The sequence below is a fragment of the Spirulina subsalsa FACHB-351 genome (assembly GCF_026130165.1).
Taxonomy (GTDB): domain Bacteria; phylum Cyanobacteriota; class Cyanobacteriia; order Cyanobacteriales; family Spirulinaceae; genus Spirulina_A; species Spirulina_A subsalsa_A.
Genome location: NZ_JAIHOM010000103.1, coordinates 1 through 18,180 on the forward strand (window position 1 = coordinate 1; position 18,180 = coordinate 18,180).

Annotated in this window: 13 protein-coding genes; 12 read left to right on the forward strand and 1 reads right to left on the reverse strand. The window is 43.2% G+C overall.

From position 1 onward, the window contains the following. Positions 1-130: 130 nt before the first annotated feature. The 8 genes from K4A83_RS17295 (at position 131) to K4A83_RS17330 (ending at position 12,129) form a co-directional block, all read left to right on the forward strand. Positions 131-1,372 carry a hypothetical protein gene (locus K4A83_RS17295; RefSeq protein ID WP_265265898.1) on the forward strand — a complete coding sequence of 414 codons (1,242 nt, stop codon included), beginning with the start codon at positions 131-133 and terminating at the stop codon, positions 1,370-1,372. A 123-nt stretch (positions 1,373-1,495) separates the two neighbouring features. Then, a complete protein-coding gene (gene asnB, locus K4A83_RS17300) occupies positions 1,496-3,493 on the forward strand; it encodes an asparagine synthase (glutamine-hydrolyzing) (RefSeq protein ID WP_265265899.1) in 1,998 nt (665 codons plus the stop codon). After that, positions 3,493-5,628 carry a bi-domain-containing oxidoreductase gene (locus K4A83_RS17305; RefSeq protein ID WP_265265900.1) on the forward strand — a complete coding sequence of 712 codons (2,136 nt, stop codon included), beginning with the start codon at positions 3,493-3,495 and terminating at the stop codon, positions 5,626-5,628. Before asnB ends, K4A83_RS17305 begins: the two co-directional genes overlap by 1 nt. A gap of 3 nt (positions 5,629-5,631) precedes the next feature. Further along, positions 5,632-6,867 (forward strand): UDP-N-acetyl-D-mannosamine dehydrogenase, encoded by a 1,236-nt coding sequence (gene wecC / locus K4A83_RS17310; protein ID WP_265265902.1) that lies wholly within the window; start codon positions 5,632-5,634, stop codon positions 6,865-6,867. 54 nt (positions 6,868-6,921) lie between these two features. After that, a complete protein-coding gene (locus K4A83_RS17315) occupies positions 6,922-8,961 on the forward strand; it encodes a heparinase II/III family protein (protein ID WP_265265903.1) in 2,040 nt (679 codons plus the stop codon). A gap of 15 nt (positions 8,962-8,976) precedes the next feature. Beyond that, positions 8,977-10,209, forward strand: a complete 1,233-nt coding sequence (locus K4A83_RS17320; RefSeq protein ID WP_265265904.1) for a glycosyltransferase family 4 protein — start codon at positions 8,977-8,979, stop codon at positions 10,207-10,209. A gap of 64 nt (positions 10,210-10,273) precedes the next feature. After that, a complete protein-coding gene (locus K4A83_RS17325) occupies positions 10,274-11,143 on the forward strand; it encodes an SDR family oxidoreductase (protein ID WP_265265905.1) in 870 nt (289 codons plus the stop codon). After that, on the forward strand, positions 11,143-12,129 hold the full coding sequence (locus tag K4A83_RS17330; RefSeq protein WP_265265906.1) for an MraY family glycosyltransferase: 987 nt from the start codon (positions 11,143-11,145) through the stop codon (positions 12,127-12,129). The genes K4A83_RS17325 and K4A83_RS17330 overlap by 1 nt, the downstream gene beginning before the upstream one ends. A gap of 113 nt (positions 12,130-12,242) precedes the next feature. Here the strand turns inward: K4A83_RS17330 and K4A83_RS23490 are convergent, their stop codons facing one another. Next, the gene (locus K4A83_RS23490; protein WP_407810078.1) at positions 12,243-12,320 is read right to left on the reverse strand and encodes a helix-turn-helix domain-containing protein; all 78 of its coding nucleotides are present in this window, start codon (positions 12,318-12,320) and stop codon (positions 12,243-12,245) included. Between the two features lie 297 nt (positions 12,321-12,617). On the opposite strand from K4A83_RS23490, the gene K4A83_RS17335 reads away from it, so the two are divergent. The 4 genes from K4A83_RS17335 (at position 12,618) to K4A83_RS17350 (ending at position 17,974) form a co-directional block, all read left to right on the forward strand. Then, entirely contained in the window at positions 12,618-13,664 is a 1,047-nt protein-coding gene (locus K4A83_RS17335) for a glycosyltransferase family 4 protein (RefSeq protein ID WP_265265907.1), read from the forward strand. Positions 13,665-13,798: 134 nt separating this feature from the next. Then, entirely contained in the window at positions 13,799-14,845 is a 1,047-nt protein-coding gene (locus K4A83_RS17340) for a nodulation protein NodZ (RefSeq protein ID WP_265265908.1), read from the forward strand. A gap of 96 nt (positions 14,846-14,941) precedes the next feature. Beyond that, the gene (locus K4A83_RS17345) at positions 14,942-16,585 is read left to right on the forward strand and encodes an FkbM family methyltransferase (protein WP_265265909.1); all 1,644 of its coding nucleotides are present in this window, start codon (positions 14,942-14,944) and stop codon (positions 16,583-16,585) included. A gap of 288 nt (positions 16,586-16,873) precedes the next feature. Then, positions 16,874-17,974 carry an acyltransferase family protein gene (locus K4A83_RS17350; protein ID WP_265265910.1) on the forward strand — a complete coding sequence of 367 codons (1,101 nt, stop codon included), beginning with the start codon at positions 16,874-16,876 and terminating at the stop codon, positions 17,972-17,974. Positions 17,975-18,180 lie beyond the last annotated feature (206 nt).

An 18,180-nucleotide genomic window follows, 5' to 3' on the forward strand; every position in this document is an offset into this window, starting at 1 on the left:
GGCATTTTTTGACAATTTGAGGGAAGTTGGATAGAATCAAATTATTGATTTTTTTTAAAAAACAAGCTCCTATTTTACCGAAGTAGGAGCTTTTTGTCAATTTTTTTTCTAACATTCAACACTTCTGTTTATGAACAATTATTTTTTTGGTATAATAACTTTTGTTTTTCTACTAGGCTTATGCTCATGGCAAAAAACAGCGAGATGGTTTATTACACTTATCCCCTTATATTACGCACCCTTTCTATTTGTAGAGGATATTTATTCTGAAGATTGGATATTTCTTCGAGCAGGAAAGGATGTGCTATCTTTTACGATTTTAGTATCCTGGATTATTTATCTTGCTAAACGCAGGTCTTTGAAGAAATGGAATTCGCTTTTACCCTCACTCTTAATTGCTTTTTTTATACTGCTTGGAATATTTAAAATTATTTATTTAGATGAATCTGTTCAAGTAGAAATACTTAGATTATTTTTACTGTCTCCAATTTGGTACTTTTTATCTGTTTATATTTACCCCAAAAATTTTTATGTAAAACAACAAATATATCGCTGGGTTCTTGTAAGTTTTTTAGTTTCTTTAATTGGCATAGGTGAATGGTTATTTCTCTCACAAGAGAACATATTCTCTAAGGCTGCTGGTCAAACTCGTGTAGTATCAACACTATTTAACCCTAATGCACTAGGTTGGTACTTATTCGCAATGAATGCTTTACTAATTGGAGCTTCAAATCAAAAATGGAAGTCCACAAAAAGATTTGAATTTTCTCCACCATATACACTCTTAGTGTTAAGCATCAATTGCTTCACGATGGTTTTGTCAGGTTCACGGAGTGCTTTGATTCCTAACTTTCTCATGTTAGGGTGTTGGATTTTATTAAAATTCAAAAATGGAGTAGTTGCATTCTTTGGTCTTTCATTTGGCTTAATAGCAATAACTATAATTTCTATATCTACCTTAAATTTTCAAATTTATCAAATTAGAGCATTCAGTAGTTTTCAAACACTTCGCTGGGATATATACAAGAAATTTTTAGTTTTAGTGAGTCAGGCTAACCCTATCGAGTTTTTAACTGGATTTAATGAAAACAGCTACAACTTGGCTAACAAACTAGGTTTAATTAACGACTCTTATGTACTGGCTGTTGGATCCATTGCTGGCATAATTTCAGTGATAATCCTATTTTTAGCTATTGTGTTAAGCTTAATACTTAAAAACAAACAGTATCAACAGCAACCATCTTTGCTCTATTTAGTCTTGGGTTTAAGTCTGATTGGGGTTATTGGCAATGTGCAAGGAATATTTCCTCACGGAATCATTTTTTGGGTTTGTCTAGGCTTGATGAATTCCAAGAATAGTCAAAATATCTAAGAAGATATCTAAAATCTAAATATTTAGATTTTATGAACCTGGCTGCAAATCTTTTTCAGTAGAGATTCTATCTATTTTTGATGCTTTTCTCCATCACCAAGTAATCCTTTCTTAAGTGAGTCAATGTGCGGTATAGCAGGTTATCTCTTCACCTCCAATAACTTCCCCTTGGCTACCGCATTGTCTTCAGTTAAGACAAACTTAGTCCACCGTGGACCAGATGATTTTGGCGTATTTCAGGACAATGCACACAGAGTTGGTCTTGTCCATACACGACTATCAATCCTCGACCTGTCGCCATTGGGACATCAACCGATGACCAGTGAGGATGGTCGGGTGGTGTTGGTATTCAACGGGGAAATCTACAATTTTCGCGAACTGCGGACAGCACTAGAGGCACAAGGTTATAGCTTTCGAGGTCATTCAGATACTGAGGTGTTGCTCAACCTCTATCTGTCCCAGAGGAAGTCTGGGGACGGGGTTAAAGTGATGCTACGGAGACTCAACGGCATTTTTGCTTTTGCGCTATGGGATGCCGATCATGAGTCATTACTTTTAGTGCGAGACGCTCTGGGAGTTAAGCCTCTCTACTACAGTGCATCCAAGGAGGGTTTAGCTTTTGCCAGTGAGTTCAAAGCACTACTGCCCTTACTACCAACGGATAGAAACCCCTTGGGGAACCTAGATGCTGCCGCCATTGATCGTTATCTGAGTTTTCTCTGGTGTCCAGGAGCAGGTACGCCCACTCAATCCATACGCCAACTCGGCCCTGGTGAAGGAATATGGGTAAACAAAGACGAGATCGCCACCCCCTTCACTTGGTATCGCCTACCCGCGTTCCATCCCCACCCCTGGGAAGGCAAGACGATACACCGATCACCAGCCCCATTAACCGCAAGACAAGCAATCCACCGCACAGAGCAATATTTACGTCAGGCAGTACATCGCCAGATGGTCGCTGATGTACCAGTGGGAGCCTTTCTCTCCGGGGGACTAGACTCCAGTAGCATCGTCACCTTTGCCCGAGAGCATAATCCTAATCTCCAGTGTTTCACCATCGAAGTGACAGGGGCTAGAGAGGAGGGAATAACCGATGATCTCCCCTATGCCCGTCAGGTTGCTGAACATTTGAACGTGCCGCTAGAAGTTGTTCAAATCAATGCGGCACGAATGGCAGAGGATCTTCCTGCAATGGTGGCGCAATTGGATGAACCTCTAGCGGATCCAGCACCCCTCAATGTGCTGTACATCAGTCGCCTCGCCCGTGAACAGGGTATCAAAGTGTTACTATCTGGGGCGGGAGGAGATGACCTGTTTACTGGCTATCGTCGCCACCAAGCCCTTATGATAGAACGTTATTGGGCTTGGCTACCTCGCTCTGTCCGAGCGCAACTGGAACGCTTGACAAGCGGATTAGATCAACGGCGATCGCTTACTCGGCGATTGGGGAAATTATTTCAGGGTGCAGCCCTAGAGGGCGATGCCCGACTCGTGAATTATTTTCGCTGGGTTGATCGAAAAGATTTAATCGCCCTTTATACCCCAGACTTTCGTGCTGCATTGGGCGATTCTCAAGCGGAAGAACCCATGCTGGATTTCCTCGCGGAACTCCCCCCCAACACTCATCCAATAGAACGATTACTCGCCCTAGAACAGCGATTTTTTCTCACCGATCACAACCTCACCTACACGGATAAAATGTCAATGGCAGTGGGGGTAGAAGTGCGAGTACCCTTCTTAGATCTCGACCTGGTTGAATTTGCCTCCCAAATTCCGCCGCAGTATAAACAACGGGGTCGTCAAGGCAAATGGGTGCTGAAAAAAGCGATGGAGCCTTATTTACCGAGGGATGTTATCTATCGACCCAAGTCTGGTTTTGGTGCGCCCTTACGAAACTGGATGCGCCATGAATTGCGGGAACTGTTGGCCGATGTGCTAAGTGAACAAAGTTTAAAACATCGAGGGTTGTTTGATTCATCGGCTGTACAGCAGCTTATTAATGACAATGACCAAGGTACAATTGATGCTAGTTATACTTTGCTTTCTTTGATTTGTATTGAGCTTTGGTGTCGGCAGTTTGTTGATCAAACAGAATCAAAATACAAGTCTTTCCAGCCTTAATGAAACAAATCATCCAATCTCTCACCACCGGCCAAACTGAAGTTCAGGACATCCCCGCCCCCGCCCTCAAACCCGGTAAACTCCTGATCCGTACCCACAATTCCCTAGTCTCAGCCGGAACCGAGCGGATGCTTGTGGAATTTGGCCAAGCCAACTGGCTCGATAAAGCTCGCCAACAACCGGATAAAGTCCGCCAAGTCCTCGATAAAGTTCGTACTGATGGCCTCCTCACCACCCTCGATGCCGTTCAGAGCAAACTTGACCAACCCCTCCCCCTTGGCTATTGCAATGTGGGTACAGTAATCGGAGTAGGGGCAGGGGTGAGAGGCTTTCAAGTGGGCGATCGCATCATTTCCAACGGCCCCCATGCCGAAATTGTCTCCGTCCCCCAAAACCTCTGCGCCAAAATTCCCGATCCAGTCACCAACGAAGCAGCCGTCTTCACTGTCGTCGCTGCCATCGGTTTACAGGGGATTCGTCTTGCCCAACCCACCCTAGGAGAATGCTTCGTCGTCACCGGTTTGGGCTTAATTGGTCTTCTCACCGCCCAACTCCTCAAAGCCCAAGGTTGTCGCGTACTAGGGCTAGACTTCGCCCCCGATAAATTAGCCCTCGCGCAACAACTGGGCATTGACACCCTTAACCTCGCCATAGACAACGACCCCATCGCCATCGCCACTGAATTTTCCCGGGAAGCCGGAGTCGATGGCGTGCTAATCACCGCCGCCACCCAAAGCAGCGAACCCGTCCACCAAGCCGCCCAAATGTGCCGGAAGCGCGGCCGCATTGTCCTTGTTGGCGTAACAGGTCTAGAATTATCCCGGGCTGACTTCTACGAAAAAGAACTCAGCTTTCAGGTGTCCTGCTCCTATGGCCCCGGTCGCTACGACCCCAACTACGAACAGAAAGGGCAAGACTACCCCCTTGGCTTTGTCCGTTGGACAGAGCAACGGAACTTTGAAGCAGTACTAGATACCCTCGCCAGTGGTCAACTTCAGACCGATCTGCTGATTTCCCATCGCTTTCCCATTGACCAAGCCGATCAAGCCTACGCCGTCCTCACAGGGGATCAGCCCTACCTCGGCATTGTTCTGGACTACCCTACCCCTGCTGAACCAACCTCAACCCTCTCACTCAAACCTGACCCCAAAGCGTCCCCGTCTACCCCCGCTCCGGTTATTGTCGGTTGTATTGGTGCCGGAAACTATGCCAGCCGCATCCTCCTCCCCGCCCTAGCTGAAACACCAGCCCAACTCCATACCCTTGCCGCCACATCAGGGGTTAACATCACCCACTATGGCCGCAAACTGGGCTTTCAACAGGTCACGACTGAGCCAGATGCCCTCTTCACCAACCCCACCATTAACACAGTCGTCATTGCCACGCGCCATGATAGCCATGGGGACTTGGTTTGTCGCGCCCTCACTGCGGGGAAGCACGTCTTTGTAGAAAAACCCTTAGCCCTGAATCAAGCTGAACTAGAGCAAATTCAGCAGGTTTACCAAGAGGCCATCAGTAAGGGTCAACCCCGACAGTTAATGGTCGGCTTTAACCGCCGCTTTGCTCCCCTTGTGCAGCAAATGCACCGCCTCCTGCAAACCATAACTGCCCCCAAAGCCTTGATTATGACCGTTAACGCCGGGGCAATTCCCGCCGACCACTGGACCCAAGATGCAGCAATGGGTGGGGGACGGATTATCGGTGAAGCCTGCCATTTTGTTGATCTGCTGCGGTTTCTGGTCGGACAGCCCATCGCAAGTTGGCATCGCACCACCTTAGCCGACTCCAAGCCCTGTCCGGATACCGTTACCCTCAATTTGACCTTTACCGATGACTCCATCGGCACCATTCACTATTTCGCCAATGGGGCCAAGTCTTTTCCCAAGGAAAGATTAGAAGTATTCTGTGGCGATCGCATTCTTCAGTTAGATAACTACCGGACCTTACAAGGCTGGGGCTGGCCTCAGTTTAAACGCCAGAGCCAATGGCGACAGGATAAGGGACAAAAAGCCTGTCTCGCCGCCTTTGTCGCTGCCATCACCACAGGAACACCCGCCCCCATCCCCCTAGAAGAACTAATTGAGGTCAGTCAAGCTATTCTAGCTATGGCTCAGCCTTCACCCGAAAAACTTTAACCCATGATCCATCCTGATCAAAATTTGCCTCGCGTCTGTATCCTCGGTCTAGGCTACATTGGTTTGCCCACAGCCGCGATCCTCACCCAACATGGCTACTCAGTGATCGGAGTAGATATTAACCCTAATGTCGTCGATACCATTAACCAAGGGTCAATTCACATTGTTGAGCCAGACCTTGACCAGGCAGTGGCGATCGCCGTCCAAACCCAAAAACTCCAAGCTAGCACCACCCCCACAGCCGCAGATATTTTTATCATCTGTGTCCCCACCCCCTTTCATCCCGCCACAGAAGGCTTACCCCAACCCAATATTGACTATGTTCTCGCGGCAGCGGAGGCGATCGCCCCCATCCTACAACCGGGAAACCTCGTCATCTTAGAATCCACTTCCCCCGTCGGCACTACAGAGCAAGTCGCAAAAACCCTAGCGGTAGCAGGAGCACCTGTCGAGCAGCTTCATCTCGCCTACTGTCCAGAGCGCGTATTACCGGGGAACATTCTCCATGAACTCATCCACAATGACCGCGTCGTGGGGGGTCTAACCGAAGAAGCTGCAACCACAGCCCAGTCCTTCTATGCCAGTTTTTGCCAAGGTCAAATTCTCACCACCGATGCCCGCACAGCCGAACTTTGTAAACTGACTGAAAACGCCTTTCGAGATGTCAACCTCGCCTTTGCCAATGAACTCTCCATGTTATGTCCCAACCTCAAAGTTGATGTCCGAGAACTAATTCGCCTCGCCAACCATCACCCCCGCGTCAACATTTTACAACCCGGTTGTGGTGTCGGGGGTCACTGTATCGCCGTCGATCCTTGGTTTATCGCCTCCGCTGTCCCAAACCACTCCCCTTTATTACAAACAGCACGCCAAGTCAACAACCATAAACCCCAGTGGGTCGTCAATCAGGTCGTTGCCGCCGCCCAAGAATTTGCCACGATCCACCAACGTCAGCCCATCATTGCCTGCCTTGGATTAGCCTTTAAACCCAACGTTGATGACCTACGCGGTTCCCCCGCCCTAGAGATTACCCAAAATCTACAAGCCCTAGGCTACACCATCCTGCCCGTAGAACCCAACTTAAAATCCCACCCCACCTTAAATTTAATGCCTTGGTCTCTAGCTTTGGATAAAGCAGATTTGCTAGTATTTTTAGTCGGTCATCGCGAATTTCATGGACTAACCCTTCAAAAACCATCCCTAGATTTTTGTGGAATCACACACCAATCAGCCCATTAAACCATTCCTTAAAGTCCCTTCCATAAGCTTCCTTGTTGCGGAGAAAAAAACCTCATGAATCTAGGTTTATGGTGGCGCACCATTCGTGATCTTCCTCCCCAACAAATTACAGCAAGAATTGAATTTGAAATCAAGCGGCGTTCTTTCCCTAACCTTCCCCTCCCCCTTCGTCACTACTGGACATTTGGAAGAATTTCACCCACACCTCCTCTTCACATCAACTATCTCAACAATCTTCAACTTAATTCAAAACAATCACTTTCCACTGGTTCTTTCAGGGAAAATAAGTGCCATTCCGTTACCTTCACTTTTTTAAATCAATCTCGCACTTTACCCTTACCCATTACTTGGAATAGCTCTGAATATTCACGTCTTTGGCAATTTAACTTACATTACTTTGACTGGATTCGAGACAGAATTACAACTGCTTATCAAAAAAGAAAAATCACAGAAGAATCTTTTTTAGAAATTTATTCCGTCATTACAGACTGGATTGATCACAATCCTTTTTATTCCTTTGATGGTTGGCATCCCTATACAACCTCACTCCGTATCGTAAACTGGACTTATGCTATCCACACATTCCCCGAACTTAAAACAGAAAAAATTCTCGAATCGTTGTGGAAACAAATTAATTATCTCTATCACAACAAAGAATACTTTGCGGGAGGAAATCACCTCTTAGAAAATCTGAGAGCATTAATCATTGGTGGATTAAACTTTAATCACCCCAAAACCGAAAAGATAGTTAACACATCTATTGAAGAACTGATTCAGCAACTTAGCTATCAAATACTGCCCGATGGGGGACATTATGAGCGTAGTCCAATGTATCACTTAATTGTGATGAATTTAGTAGCAGAATCAACTGCTTGTTTGTATAGTGCCAATTTACCCATTCCCACCTTCATTTTAGATTCCTTAAGCAAAATGCTCGAATTTGCTCAAGGAATCCGGTTACACAATGGAAATTATCCCCTCTGGAATGATGCAGCCTACAATATCACTTATTCCCTAGACGAAACAATTAACTGGACTAAACAACTTCTTAACTCTCCTTCCCAAAACCTTCAATCCTATTTATTGTCTTCTTGTAATCTCTTACATCTTCATTTACTGAACAAAAATCCAGACTCTCATTCTTCTGACTGTAAAAATCTTAAACCAGATCCTAATTTAATTCCTGAAAATCAGAAACATACTGATGATAAAAAGAATTCAATCAGTTACCATGCACCACACACAGGATATTCTATTTTACGCAATTCTCACGGTCTTGAATTAGGTTTTGACTATGGTCTTCCCTGTCCTCCAGAACTCCCTCCCCATGCCCATGCAGATTGTTTAACTATAGACTTATACTACCAAGGTCAACCAATTATTATTGATACCGGAACTAGTGAATATAAAAAAGGCTTGATTCGGGAATATGAGCGTAGCACTAAAGCACACAACACTGTAGAAATTGCCGACCAAAATCAATCAGAAGTATGGGGAAGCTTTCGAGTTGGGAGAAAAGCAAAACCTTTGAATGTAACATCGGGAGTTTTTGAAAAACTACAATGGATGAGTGCCTCTCACAATGGATATTATCACTCACCCATTCAATCCATCCATCATCGCTGGATTGGTCTTGAGCAGACTAATGTTATTATTCTAGATGTTATTGCAACTGATCAAACTCAAATTGCTCAATCCAACCGATACGGTACTGCCCGATTCCACTTTGCTCCTAATCTAGACCTCATCCCAGACTCATCAAAAGATATTTATCATTACTCATCTAAAGATTTAAGTTTTTGGGTTCAAAACTTTAGCTCAGTTCAGTCGAACCAGACTAAATGGCTCAATTCTCAGAACAGTTCTTCTTGGCACTCCCCTGAATTTGGTCAACCTATTTCAAGGGGATGCCTAGAAATTAGAATTCCATTAGATCAAAGTTACCATGCTCTATTAACTTTAGTCAGTTTAAACAATTTACCTCAAGTAAATTGGAAACATGATGCTTCCTTCTTTCAGTTAAATCTTAATCAGATAAACTTAAATTGGACAATTAATCAATCAGGTTTAGCTTTTAAAGCTCTTAATCAGTAAAACACACCTTATAAAATGCCTGCTAGAATATGGATTATTAACCAGTTCGCCAATACTCCTGATGTTCCTGGACACATCAGACAATATGAAATAGGTCAATTTCTAAGCAATCAAGAATATGAGGTAGAAGTTTTTGCCTCAGACTATAATTTAACTCAAAGACAGTACAGAAAACTAAAATTCGGTCAAGGCTATTCTAGCGAAAATTATCATAAACTGAAATGGAATTGGCTGTACGCAACTCCTTATAAAATCAACAATTGGCAACGATATGTTAATATGTTGTCTTTCTGTATTACCTTATTCATCGTTGGACTTATTAAACCAAAACCCAACATAATCATCGGGTCCTCTCCTCAACTTTTAGCGGCTTTTACTGCATGGTTACTGGCAAAAATTCACGGTGCTTACTTTTACTTTGAAGTTCGGGATCTTTGGCCACAAGTATTAATAGAACTGGGTGGAAAATCCCCCAAAAATCTCTTAGTCAGAGGACTCGCTTGGATTGAGAAATTTTTATACAAAAAGAGTAATCACGTTATTGTTTTAGCATCAGGGGCGGTTGATTATGTAAAAAAACGGGGTGCAGCAAACGTTCACTGGCTTCCTAACGGACCTAATTTAAAAGAGTTTGAAAATAACATCACACCAAAACAGGCTAAACAAAAGTACAATATTCCATCAGATTGTACCTGTCTCATGTACACAGGCGCACATGGCACTGCCAATGCTCTCGAAACAATTGTAGAAGCCTGTCGTATTTTAGATGATGAGTATTCTGACAAGATTCTAGTAATATTACTTGGAGATGGTCCAGATAAACAAGACCTCATTAAACAAGCTAAAGGCATTCAATGTCTTGAATTTAGAGATCCTTTACCTAAACAAGAAATCCCCAAATTCCTACAAGCCGCGGACGGATTCATTTTAACCTTGAAAAATATCCCTCTTTTTCAGTATGGGGTCAGTCCAAATAAACTTTATGATTACTACGCATCTGGGAAACCTGTTATTGTAGCAGTAGGAGGAGCAGTTAATGCAGAAGTTACAACTTACCAATTAGGTTGGGCTGTTCCGCCAGAAAATTCAAAAGATTTAGCTCAGGCAATGGTATCATTTTTAAAGACTTCCCAAGAAGAAAGAGAAGCAATGGGAGAACGAGGGAAAAACTTGGTTCACTCGACTTACTCTAGAAGAGCAATATGTCAAAAACTCTCTACTCTTATCCAAGAAGATATTAATCTTTAGCTCACGGAAAGCTGAAATCCGAAGAACTCAGTCGTAGCTAGCAGCTTTATCATTTATAGAACCGATGTCTCCCTCAATACTCCTAACAGGTGCAACAGGTTTTACGGGAAGCTTTGTCTGCCAAAAACTGATTCAAGAACAAATCAAGTTTGATTGCTTAATTCGTCATTCTTCCGATTCTAGAAAATTAATGGATTTGGGTCTAAATTGTGTTGAAGCTGACCTCAATGATTTAGATTCTCTAAAAAGAACACTACCAAACTATAAGATTTTAGTCAACGTTGCTTCCATTGGCTTTGGAGCAGCCCCTACCATTGTTCAAGCTTGTGAAGAATCTGGGATAGAAAGAGCTATTTTTATCAGTACAACAGCAATTTTTACCCATCTTAATGCCTCAAGTAAAACCATTCGACTAGCCGCAGAACAGTCTATAAAAAACAGTAGTTTAAAATATACTATTCTGCGACCAACGATGATTTATGGAACACCCGAAGATCGGAATATGATTCGTCTTTTGAGGTTCTTGCAAAAATCCCCAATCATCCCCATTTTTGGTAGTGGAGAATTCCTTCAGCAACCTGTTCATGTTGAAGATGTAGCATGGGCGATTACCAAAGTCATTAATTGCCCTGAAACCTATCGAAAAGAGTATAATATTTCAGGTAAAACTCCATTAACATATAACCAAGTCATTGAAATAGCAAGTGAGGCATTAGGTAAGAAAACAATTAAGGTACACATTCCAGTCTCTTTGGCAACTCATTGTATTAAAACTATACAATCTTTAGGGTTAAAGTTCCCCATTACAGAGGAACAGATATTGAGACTCAATGAACATAAAAACTTTGACTATTCTTTAGCTTCTGAAGATTTTGGATATTCTCCGCGTTCATTTGCAGAAGGCATTGACCAAGAAATTAAACTCCTAAAATAATGAAGAGTGGTCTTGATATTGTATTAATCAGTTTGAGCGGTTTATTAGGCTTTTCTATTACCTACCTAATCAAAGAATATTTAGGACAGAAACTTATAGATATCCCCAACGATCGCAGTTCTCACCAAAACCCTACTCCGAGGGGCGGTGGTCTAGGTTTTATTGTGGCTTTTTTGTTGACTAATATTTCAACACCCTTTTTCCATACCCTTAACACCCCAAACTTCACCCCCATCTGGCTTATCCTCACCCCCCTTGGCATCATTGGTTTCCTGGATGACCGCTACAACCTACCCGCCCGTCTCCGCTATCTTGTTCAACTCAGCGCGGCAGCCATTGCCATTTATGCCTTCTCTTCTCTACCCATCCCAGGACTCAACACCCTAGGATTAACCGGTCAAGTGATAGGCATAGTCATCACCGCGATCGCCTTCACTGCCCTAATCAACTTCTATAACTTCATGGATGGCCTCGACGGCCTCGTTGCCAGCGTCACCGCCCTCCAACTCGCTTTCCTCGCCCTTTACCTCCATCAACCCCTTTGGTGGCTTCTCGTCGCCGCACTCTTAGGCTTTCTCTACTGGAATTGGTCCCCTGCTAAAATCTTCATGGGGGATGTAGGCAGCACCGTCCTAGGGGCTTGTATCGGCATCGCCCTCCTCAACAGTCCCAATCCGACTCAACTCTGGTCAGCCCTCCCCATCACTTTCCCCCTCATTGGCGATGCCATCTACACCCTCATCCGTCGTCTACTTAAAAAAGAAAACATCTTCCAAGCCCATCGCACCCACCTCTATCAACGGCTACAACAATCCGGCTGGAGTCATGGCAAAGTGGCGATCGCCTACCTCCTTCTCACCGCCCTCATCGCCCTTCTCATCAGCACTTTAGGCCGTCTCGGAAGTCTTTTCAGTGTCGGAATTGTCCTAGGCGCGATCGCATCAGGCGAAATCTATCTTGAAATGTCAAAAGACAACTCCCGTTAGAACCGATAGGCTTAACAGTGAGTTGACACTCTCAGGGCTAAAGCCTCTGAATTTCCCGCTTATCTCTCTTCTGTCACTGTGGGAGAGGTAAAATGTCCAGCTTCGACAGTGAACTACCCCATCCTGCCGTTGGCGAGAGATGCTTTTTGGTCGTTGGTTGGGTAGATGCGATACTTGTACGCCTTATACATTATCTTGATTTGCTGTTGCCGATAACATTGTACCTGCTCATCCGAGGATTCGCGATCGCTCAGTTTATTTATTGGTTGCTATTCATCCCCTCCCTACAAGGGAGGAAGAGGGGAATTCCGCAACATTTTGTTAAAGCCGTCCTGAAAGACGGGGTTTTAGACCCAGTTTTTCGATGCTAGAATTTTCTGGTAAAGCCGCCCTAAAAGGGCGGGGTTTCAAACCCAAAATTTCCGATGAAAATATGCGTAGTAGCCCCTAACAATAACACGTATTCAGAAACTTTTATTCATGCTCATATGCGTCGTCTGTCCAGCACGGTGATTAGCTTAGTGGGCGATGGGTCTTATTTTCCAGTACGCGAGGTCGATGGAGTTGTCCTATATAAGCGAGATATTGGAGCATGGCTTACCCGTCGGATAATGGGCCTCTCCATCCAGCAGGGGGAAGAAAAAGCACTCAGCCAATTTCTAGTTCAGCGCCAAATTGATGTTGTATTAGCAGAGTATGGCCCTACAGCTTGTGCCGTTTTGAAGTCCTGTCAAATGGCAGGGATTCCATTAGTCGCACACTTTCATGGATTTGACGCATTTCAATACTCAACAGCAGAAGAATATAAAGACAGGTATCAAACCCTCTTTAAAAAAGCCGCATGTTTGATAGCAGCTTCCCAGAGTATGGCTAGTCAACTTTGCCTACTCGGAGCCCTACCAGAACAGATCGCTGTTAATCACTATGGCGTTGATGTAAGCAAGTTTCAGGGTGGCCAACCCAGTAAATCACCCCCAAACTTTGTAGCCGTTGGTCGCTTTATTGAGAAAAAGGCTCCTCATCTTACCCTCTTAGCCTTTCATAAAGTAGTTGAGCAAGTTCCTACAGCCCATCTCACCATGATTGGTGATGGACCACTTTTAGAAGCCTGCAAGCAATTAGTTGTAGCACTTAATCTCAAAGACCAAGTTACTTTACGAGGAGTTTGTCCTCCTGAAGAAGTTGTTAACGTGTTACGCCAAGCAAGAGCATTTGTGCAACATTCGCTGAGGACGAGCGGTGGCGATAGCGAATCTTTAGGAGTAGTTTTTCTTGAAGCTGGAGCGATGGGATTACCATCTGTAGCAACAAAACATGACGGCATTCCCGAAGTCATCCTTGACGGAAAAACTGGGTTACTTGCAGAAGAAGGCAATATTGAACAATTTGCCGAGCATATGATCGCCCTAGCTCAAGACCCAGAACTAGCTGAGAATCTGGGGAACGAGGCCTATAAGCGAGTCAATTCTCAGTTCACCGAGGAAAGGTCGTTATCCAACCTCTATAAAATTCTCACTGAGATTACTCAAAAATAACTCAACAATGTAAATTAGAAATCGAAGACTCTCATCATGCGGTAAATTAAAAGAACACGGAGAATAAATTTCCCTGAGTCGTTTTTCCTCTCAGGTCTAAAGACACTGAGTTTCCAAACTCCCACCCTTTTCTTATGACTTCTTTGAACGAAGCTACAATAGTTGAAGCACAGAATAAAGGCATAATCGTCTGTCTGTCTCGTCGAGTTGGGTTCTTTGCGCTTTTCTTTCAAGTTCTGGGGCATATTTATCAAGCCGAACAGGAAGATTTAATTCCAGTTGTCTTCTTCGGCAGCAGTTGTCTTTACTGGTCAGAACAAGGCTACAACGGCCATCAAGACAATGCTTGGGAATATTATTTTGAACCTGTTTCAGAGCTAACTATAGAGGATGTTTTTAATCTCCCACTGGATAGGCTCAAACATGCCAGTATTTATGAGTATTCTAAAGCCGATATCACCCATAATCCACCAGAGCAGTATACTGGCAATCTACAAGGAAGTATCTCAGTTCCGCCCAATGTGAAAGTCACAAACTGCTGGTCAGCCTTCGATCCCGGGCAGGAAGAGATTCATGAAGATCGCCGGGCTATCTTTTACGATTTAATAAAGCGCCGAATACAGATTAAACCCAGTATTCTCAATAAGATTGACGACTTCTACCAGAGTTACTTTACCGACAACACAGTTATTGGAGTCCACATGCGCGGTACCGAGCGCAGTGTGGAAGTAACGGGCTGGTACCTGAAGCCCCATCTCGATGAAAGAACCTACATGCGTGCAGTTGATCGAGCATTAAAACAGTTTCCCGATGCCAAAATATTTTTAGCAACAGATACACAAACGAGTGTGGATAAGTTCCGCTCAAGATACGGTGATAGACTGCTAACTTACGATTCAACGCGCTCAGATGAAGGCAATAGTCCCCATCTCCAATTTGGGGGGGCTGTATTAGGAGAGCAGGTGCTTATTGAATCAATTCTCTTGTCTAAAACCAATTTCTTAATCCATGGCATCTCTAATGTCGCATTTGCGGCACTCTGTTTTAATCCGACATTATCCCATCTCAATGTCTACTTAAAGTACGGCAAAGCTGGGGAGATCAAACTCCGGGTAAATCAAAAATTACAGAAAGTGCTTAAAAAAATTAAGCGGCGACTGAATACTCTTGTAAAAAAATAGGCGAATTATTAAAAGAACACGGGGAATAAATTCCACTGAGTCGTTTTTCCTCTCAGGTCTAAAGACACTGAGTTTCCAAACTCCCACCCTTTTCTTATGAAACTGTATTTGCTGAACTATGCCGACGATCGCTTTGGATATAAAGGGGGAAGATTCCTTAAAAACCAAGCTAGGCTCAATGAATCTGCCCAAAACCAAGGCATTAATCATATCGTTTCATGGACATGGCCCAAACTAGCCGCTACGTCCTTCTATGCTGAACATAAAGAGTATTTAGACAAGAATCGTTTTGAAAATGGTGCCGTATGGAAGCCATTCATCGTTCAACAACTACTCCAAGAAATTGAGCAAGAGGACATCATCTTTTACTACGATTGTGGTGCTTATACGATCAACCGACCGGTGAGTATTTTAATTGATCTTTGTCTTCGTAATGGCGGCACTCTATTTCATGAATGGGGTGAGAAAAATTTAAAATACACAAAACGTGATGCTTTTGTGTACATGGATTGCGATTCACCTCGCTATCATAATGCAGTTGCATTACAAAATACATGGTTCCTTTTACAAAAAAATGAATTTGCGGAAAAATTTGTAAGTGAATGGCTAAGGTATAACCTTGATGAACGCATTGCCTCATACGTTAAACCCAATACCTGTGGCCTTCCAGACTTGTTGGGATTCGTTGAAAATCGAGGTGACCAGTCAATTTTCACAAATCTATCCATCAAATACAGAATTTGCACATTTCAAGGGGCTGGGGGAATCAAGAATCGACAAGTTGACAATTTTGTAGATTCACTTTCTCTACGCTCAAGGGGACAAAGATTTATTACTAATACGAAGATTCAAGCTAAATCATGGCTGGGGAGAAGCGCCTATCAAGTTCGCATGAGGGGAAAACCTCTCAAGTTTTCAATAGGAGAAATTTCTGTTAATTTATATCCTTACGGCGGTGCAGTCCGGCAGATGTGGTGTGGCAATGATGCCAAGCGAGCAGTTATCAAATCTCTTTTATCTTTAACCCATCAGGACTCAAGTATTGTAGAAGTAGGCGCGAATGTTGGCTTGCTGTCTACTTTTTTAGCGAAAAAGCTGGGAGGAGGCAGAATTTGCGCGATTGAACCCGATCCAGAGCTTTGCTTTCACTTGAAGAAAAACCTTGAACTGAATGACTGTTCTGAGCGTGTTGTAGTCGTTCAAAAAGCTGTGTCAGAACAATCAGGGCAGGCAACACTTCAACAGAATAGAGTCTGGCATGATCCCTTTAATACTATTGGAAAGCCAATAGATGAAAACTGCCGAATTGTCGGACTTAGAGAAGTTTCTGTATCACATTTAGTAGACATTTTAGAGAGTCAACAGTTTACTAAACCTGATATGTTAATCATAGACGCATCGGGTGCTGAACTACCAATTTTGAAGGGAGCAATTCCTCTCCTATCAAGTGATTCATCGCCGATTGTAATATACAACTGCATTCATGTAGCCTGCTTAGGATTTGGTTATCAGCCCATGGAGATTCAAGATTTAATGCGTCATTATGGTTATCGTCTTTTCAGATTAGTTACTGGACAAAAACTCAGTGAACTTCCAAGCGACTGCAATCATGAAGGATTTATTTATGGATTTAAAAATAATCGCCTACCTGAGTCAGACAATATCCAGTTCTTGTATTTGCCTAAACAAGCTGAAGCTAATTCAGAAGATATAAGCGAGCCAGCAAACAAAACTGAATGATATAGCTAGTCCTAATGAGACGTGAACTCTGGGCTATTGTCCTATGTCGATTCCAGGCGAGCCTTTTTTGCACGACTCAGATAGGTTCGCTATAGTAAATCAAAAGGTATTGCCATGCTCTTGACGTTTTTGCGATTCATGGTCTAGCCTATAACCACTTAGTATTTCTGGAGATTTCGTCAATCTTTTTTTTAGAGCTATCATATGATCCACTTTTCAACTCTTTGATCGGGCATTTAGACTAAGAGACTGTTTTAGCATTTTTTAAGGGGGTAGTACTAACACTCCATGGAAAAAGGGAAAACCTCTACAAAAGTCAAGGTTGATTCAATTACTTTGATTAATTTCTTATTGATAGTGATCGTGTTATTTTTACATCACGTTAACTATACACAAGATTATTTATGGGCTATTAGTCATCGTCTAATCAATCCTTATGAAACAGGTATTGATCAGGTACTGCAAAAATTTGCCGTAGGAGGCTTTTTATTTTTCTCGGGTTACAAACTTACCATTTCAAAGCAGCGCGAACCTACACTGGCATTTTTACTGAATCGTTTTTTGCGTATTTATCCTTTATATTTCTTGGCTGTCGTTCTGTTCTCTGTTACTGTATATCCACACATCAGAGGAGAAATGCCATCCCTAGGAAATTTTGCTGTACATACCTTGGCTTTGCAGGCTTGGCTACCCAATCTTTATCAAGCCAACTATTTAACAATTTGGTTCGTCAGCAATTTGTTCTTTTGCTATCTGGCATTTATCTTCATACGCCGAGAGTTATCAGACACACATCGATTTTTACGGGCTGTGACACTAATTGTAGTGATGATAAATCTAGCAAAAATTATCGCGCTGAGGGTATACAGCGTTGATATTTTTTCCGGCCATTTTGACACTTACTTTTTATTTTTTGCCCTAGGTATGTTGTCTTCTAAAATTCTGACTCAGGGTATGTCAAATCCGTGGCAAAACTCGCTGTATTTGCCCACAGTCTCGATAGCCTGTGCAATAGTGCTAGTAGGTGTTAACTCATTTTTGTCCCATGATACAATTAGATTTTATGTATTAGAGCGAGTACTAATCTTTGGATTTACAGTTCCTGCTTATTGGACTCTACTACAGAGGCTCCAAGGATGCCTTCTCTCAATCAAGGGGGCTGCGTTCCTCAAGAATATCAGTACCGCATCACTTTGTGTGTTTCTCTTTCATCGCCCTATCTGGACAGTGATGTATACATTCATGCCTGAGAAGTCGTGGCTTCAGTCACTATTTATACTAGGAATAGGAATCCCGTTGATTTTTCTGATGTCTTACTATGTACAGCATTTTTATAGTAGCCAAGTCCTAAGTAGGGTATTGAAACGTTCCCAAGGGATTCAGTCCTAGTAAATAAAATCAAGACAGAATAGCCCAAACCAATCCAGCCATGAACTTATCCCTCTACGATACCGACTACAAAAACTGGTTACCGATCATGTTTTCTTGAAAGCCCCGATACTTTAGGACGGGGATGAAAAGAAAAACAGTATGTAACCCGCGAAGCGTCAACACTTAATGAGCCTTGCCAGTTTTATTAAGTGTGTTATAATGGG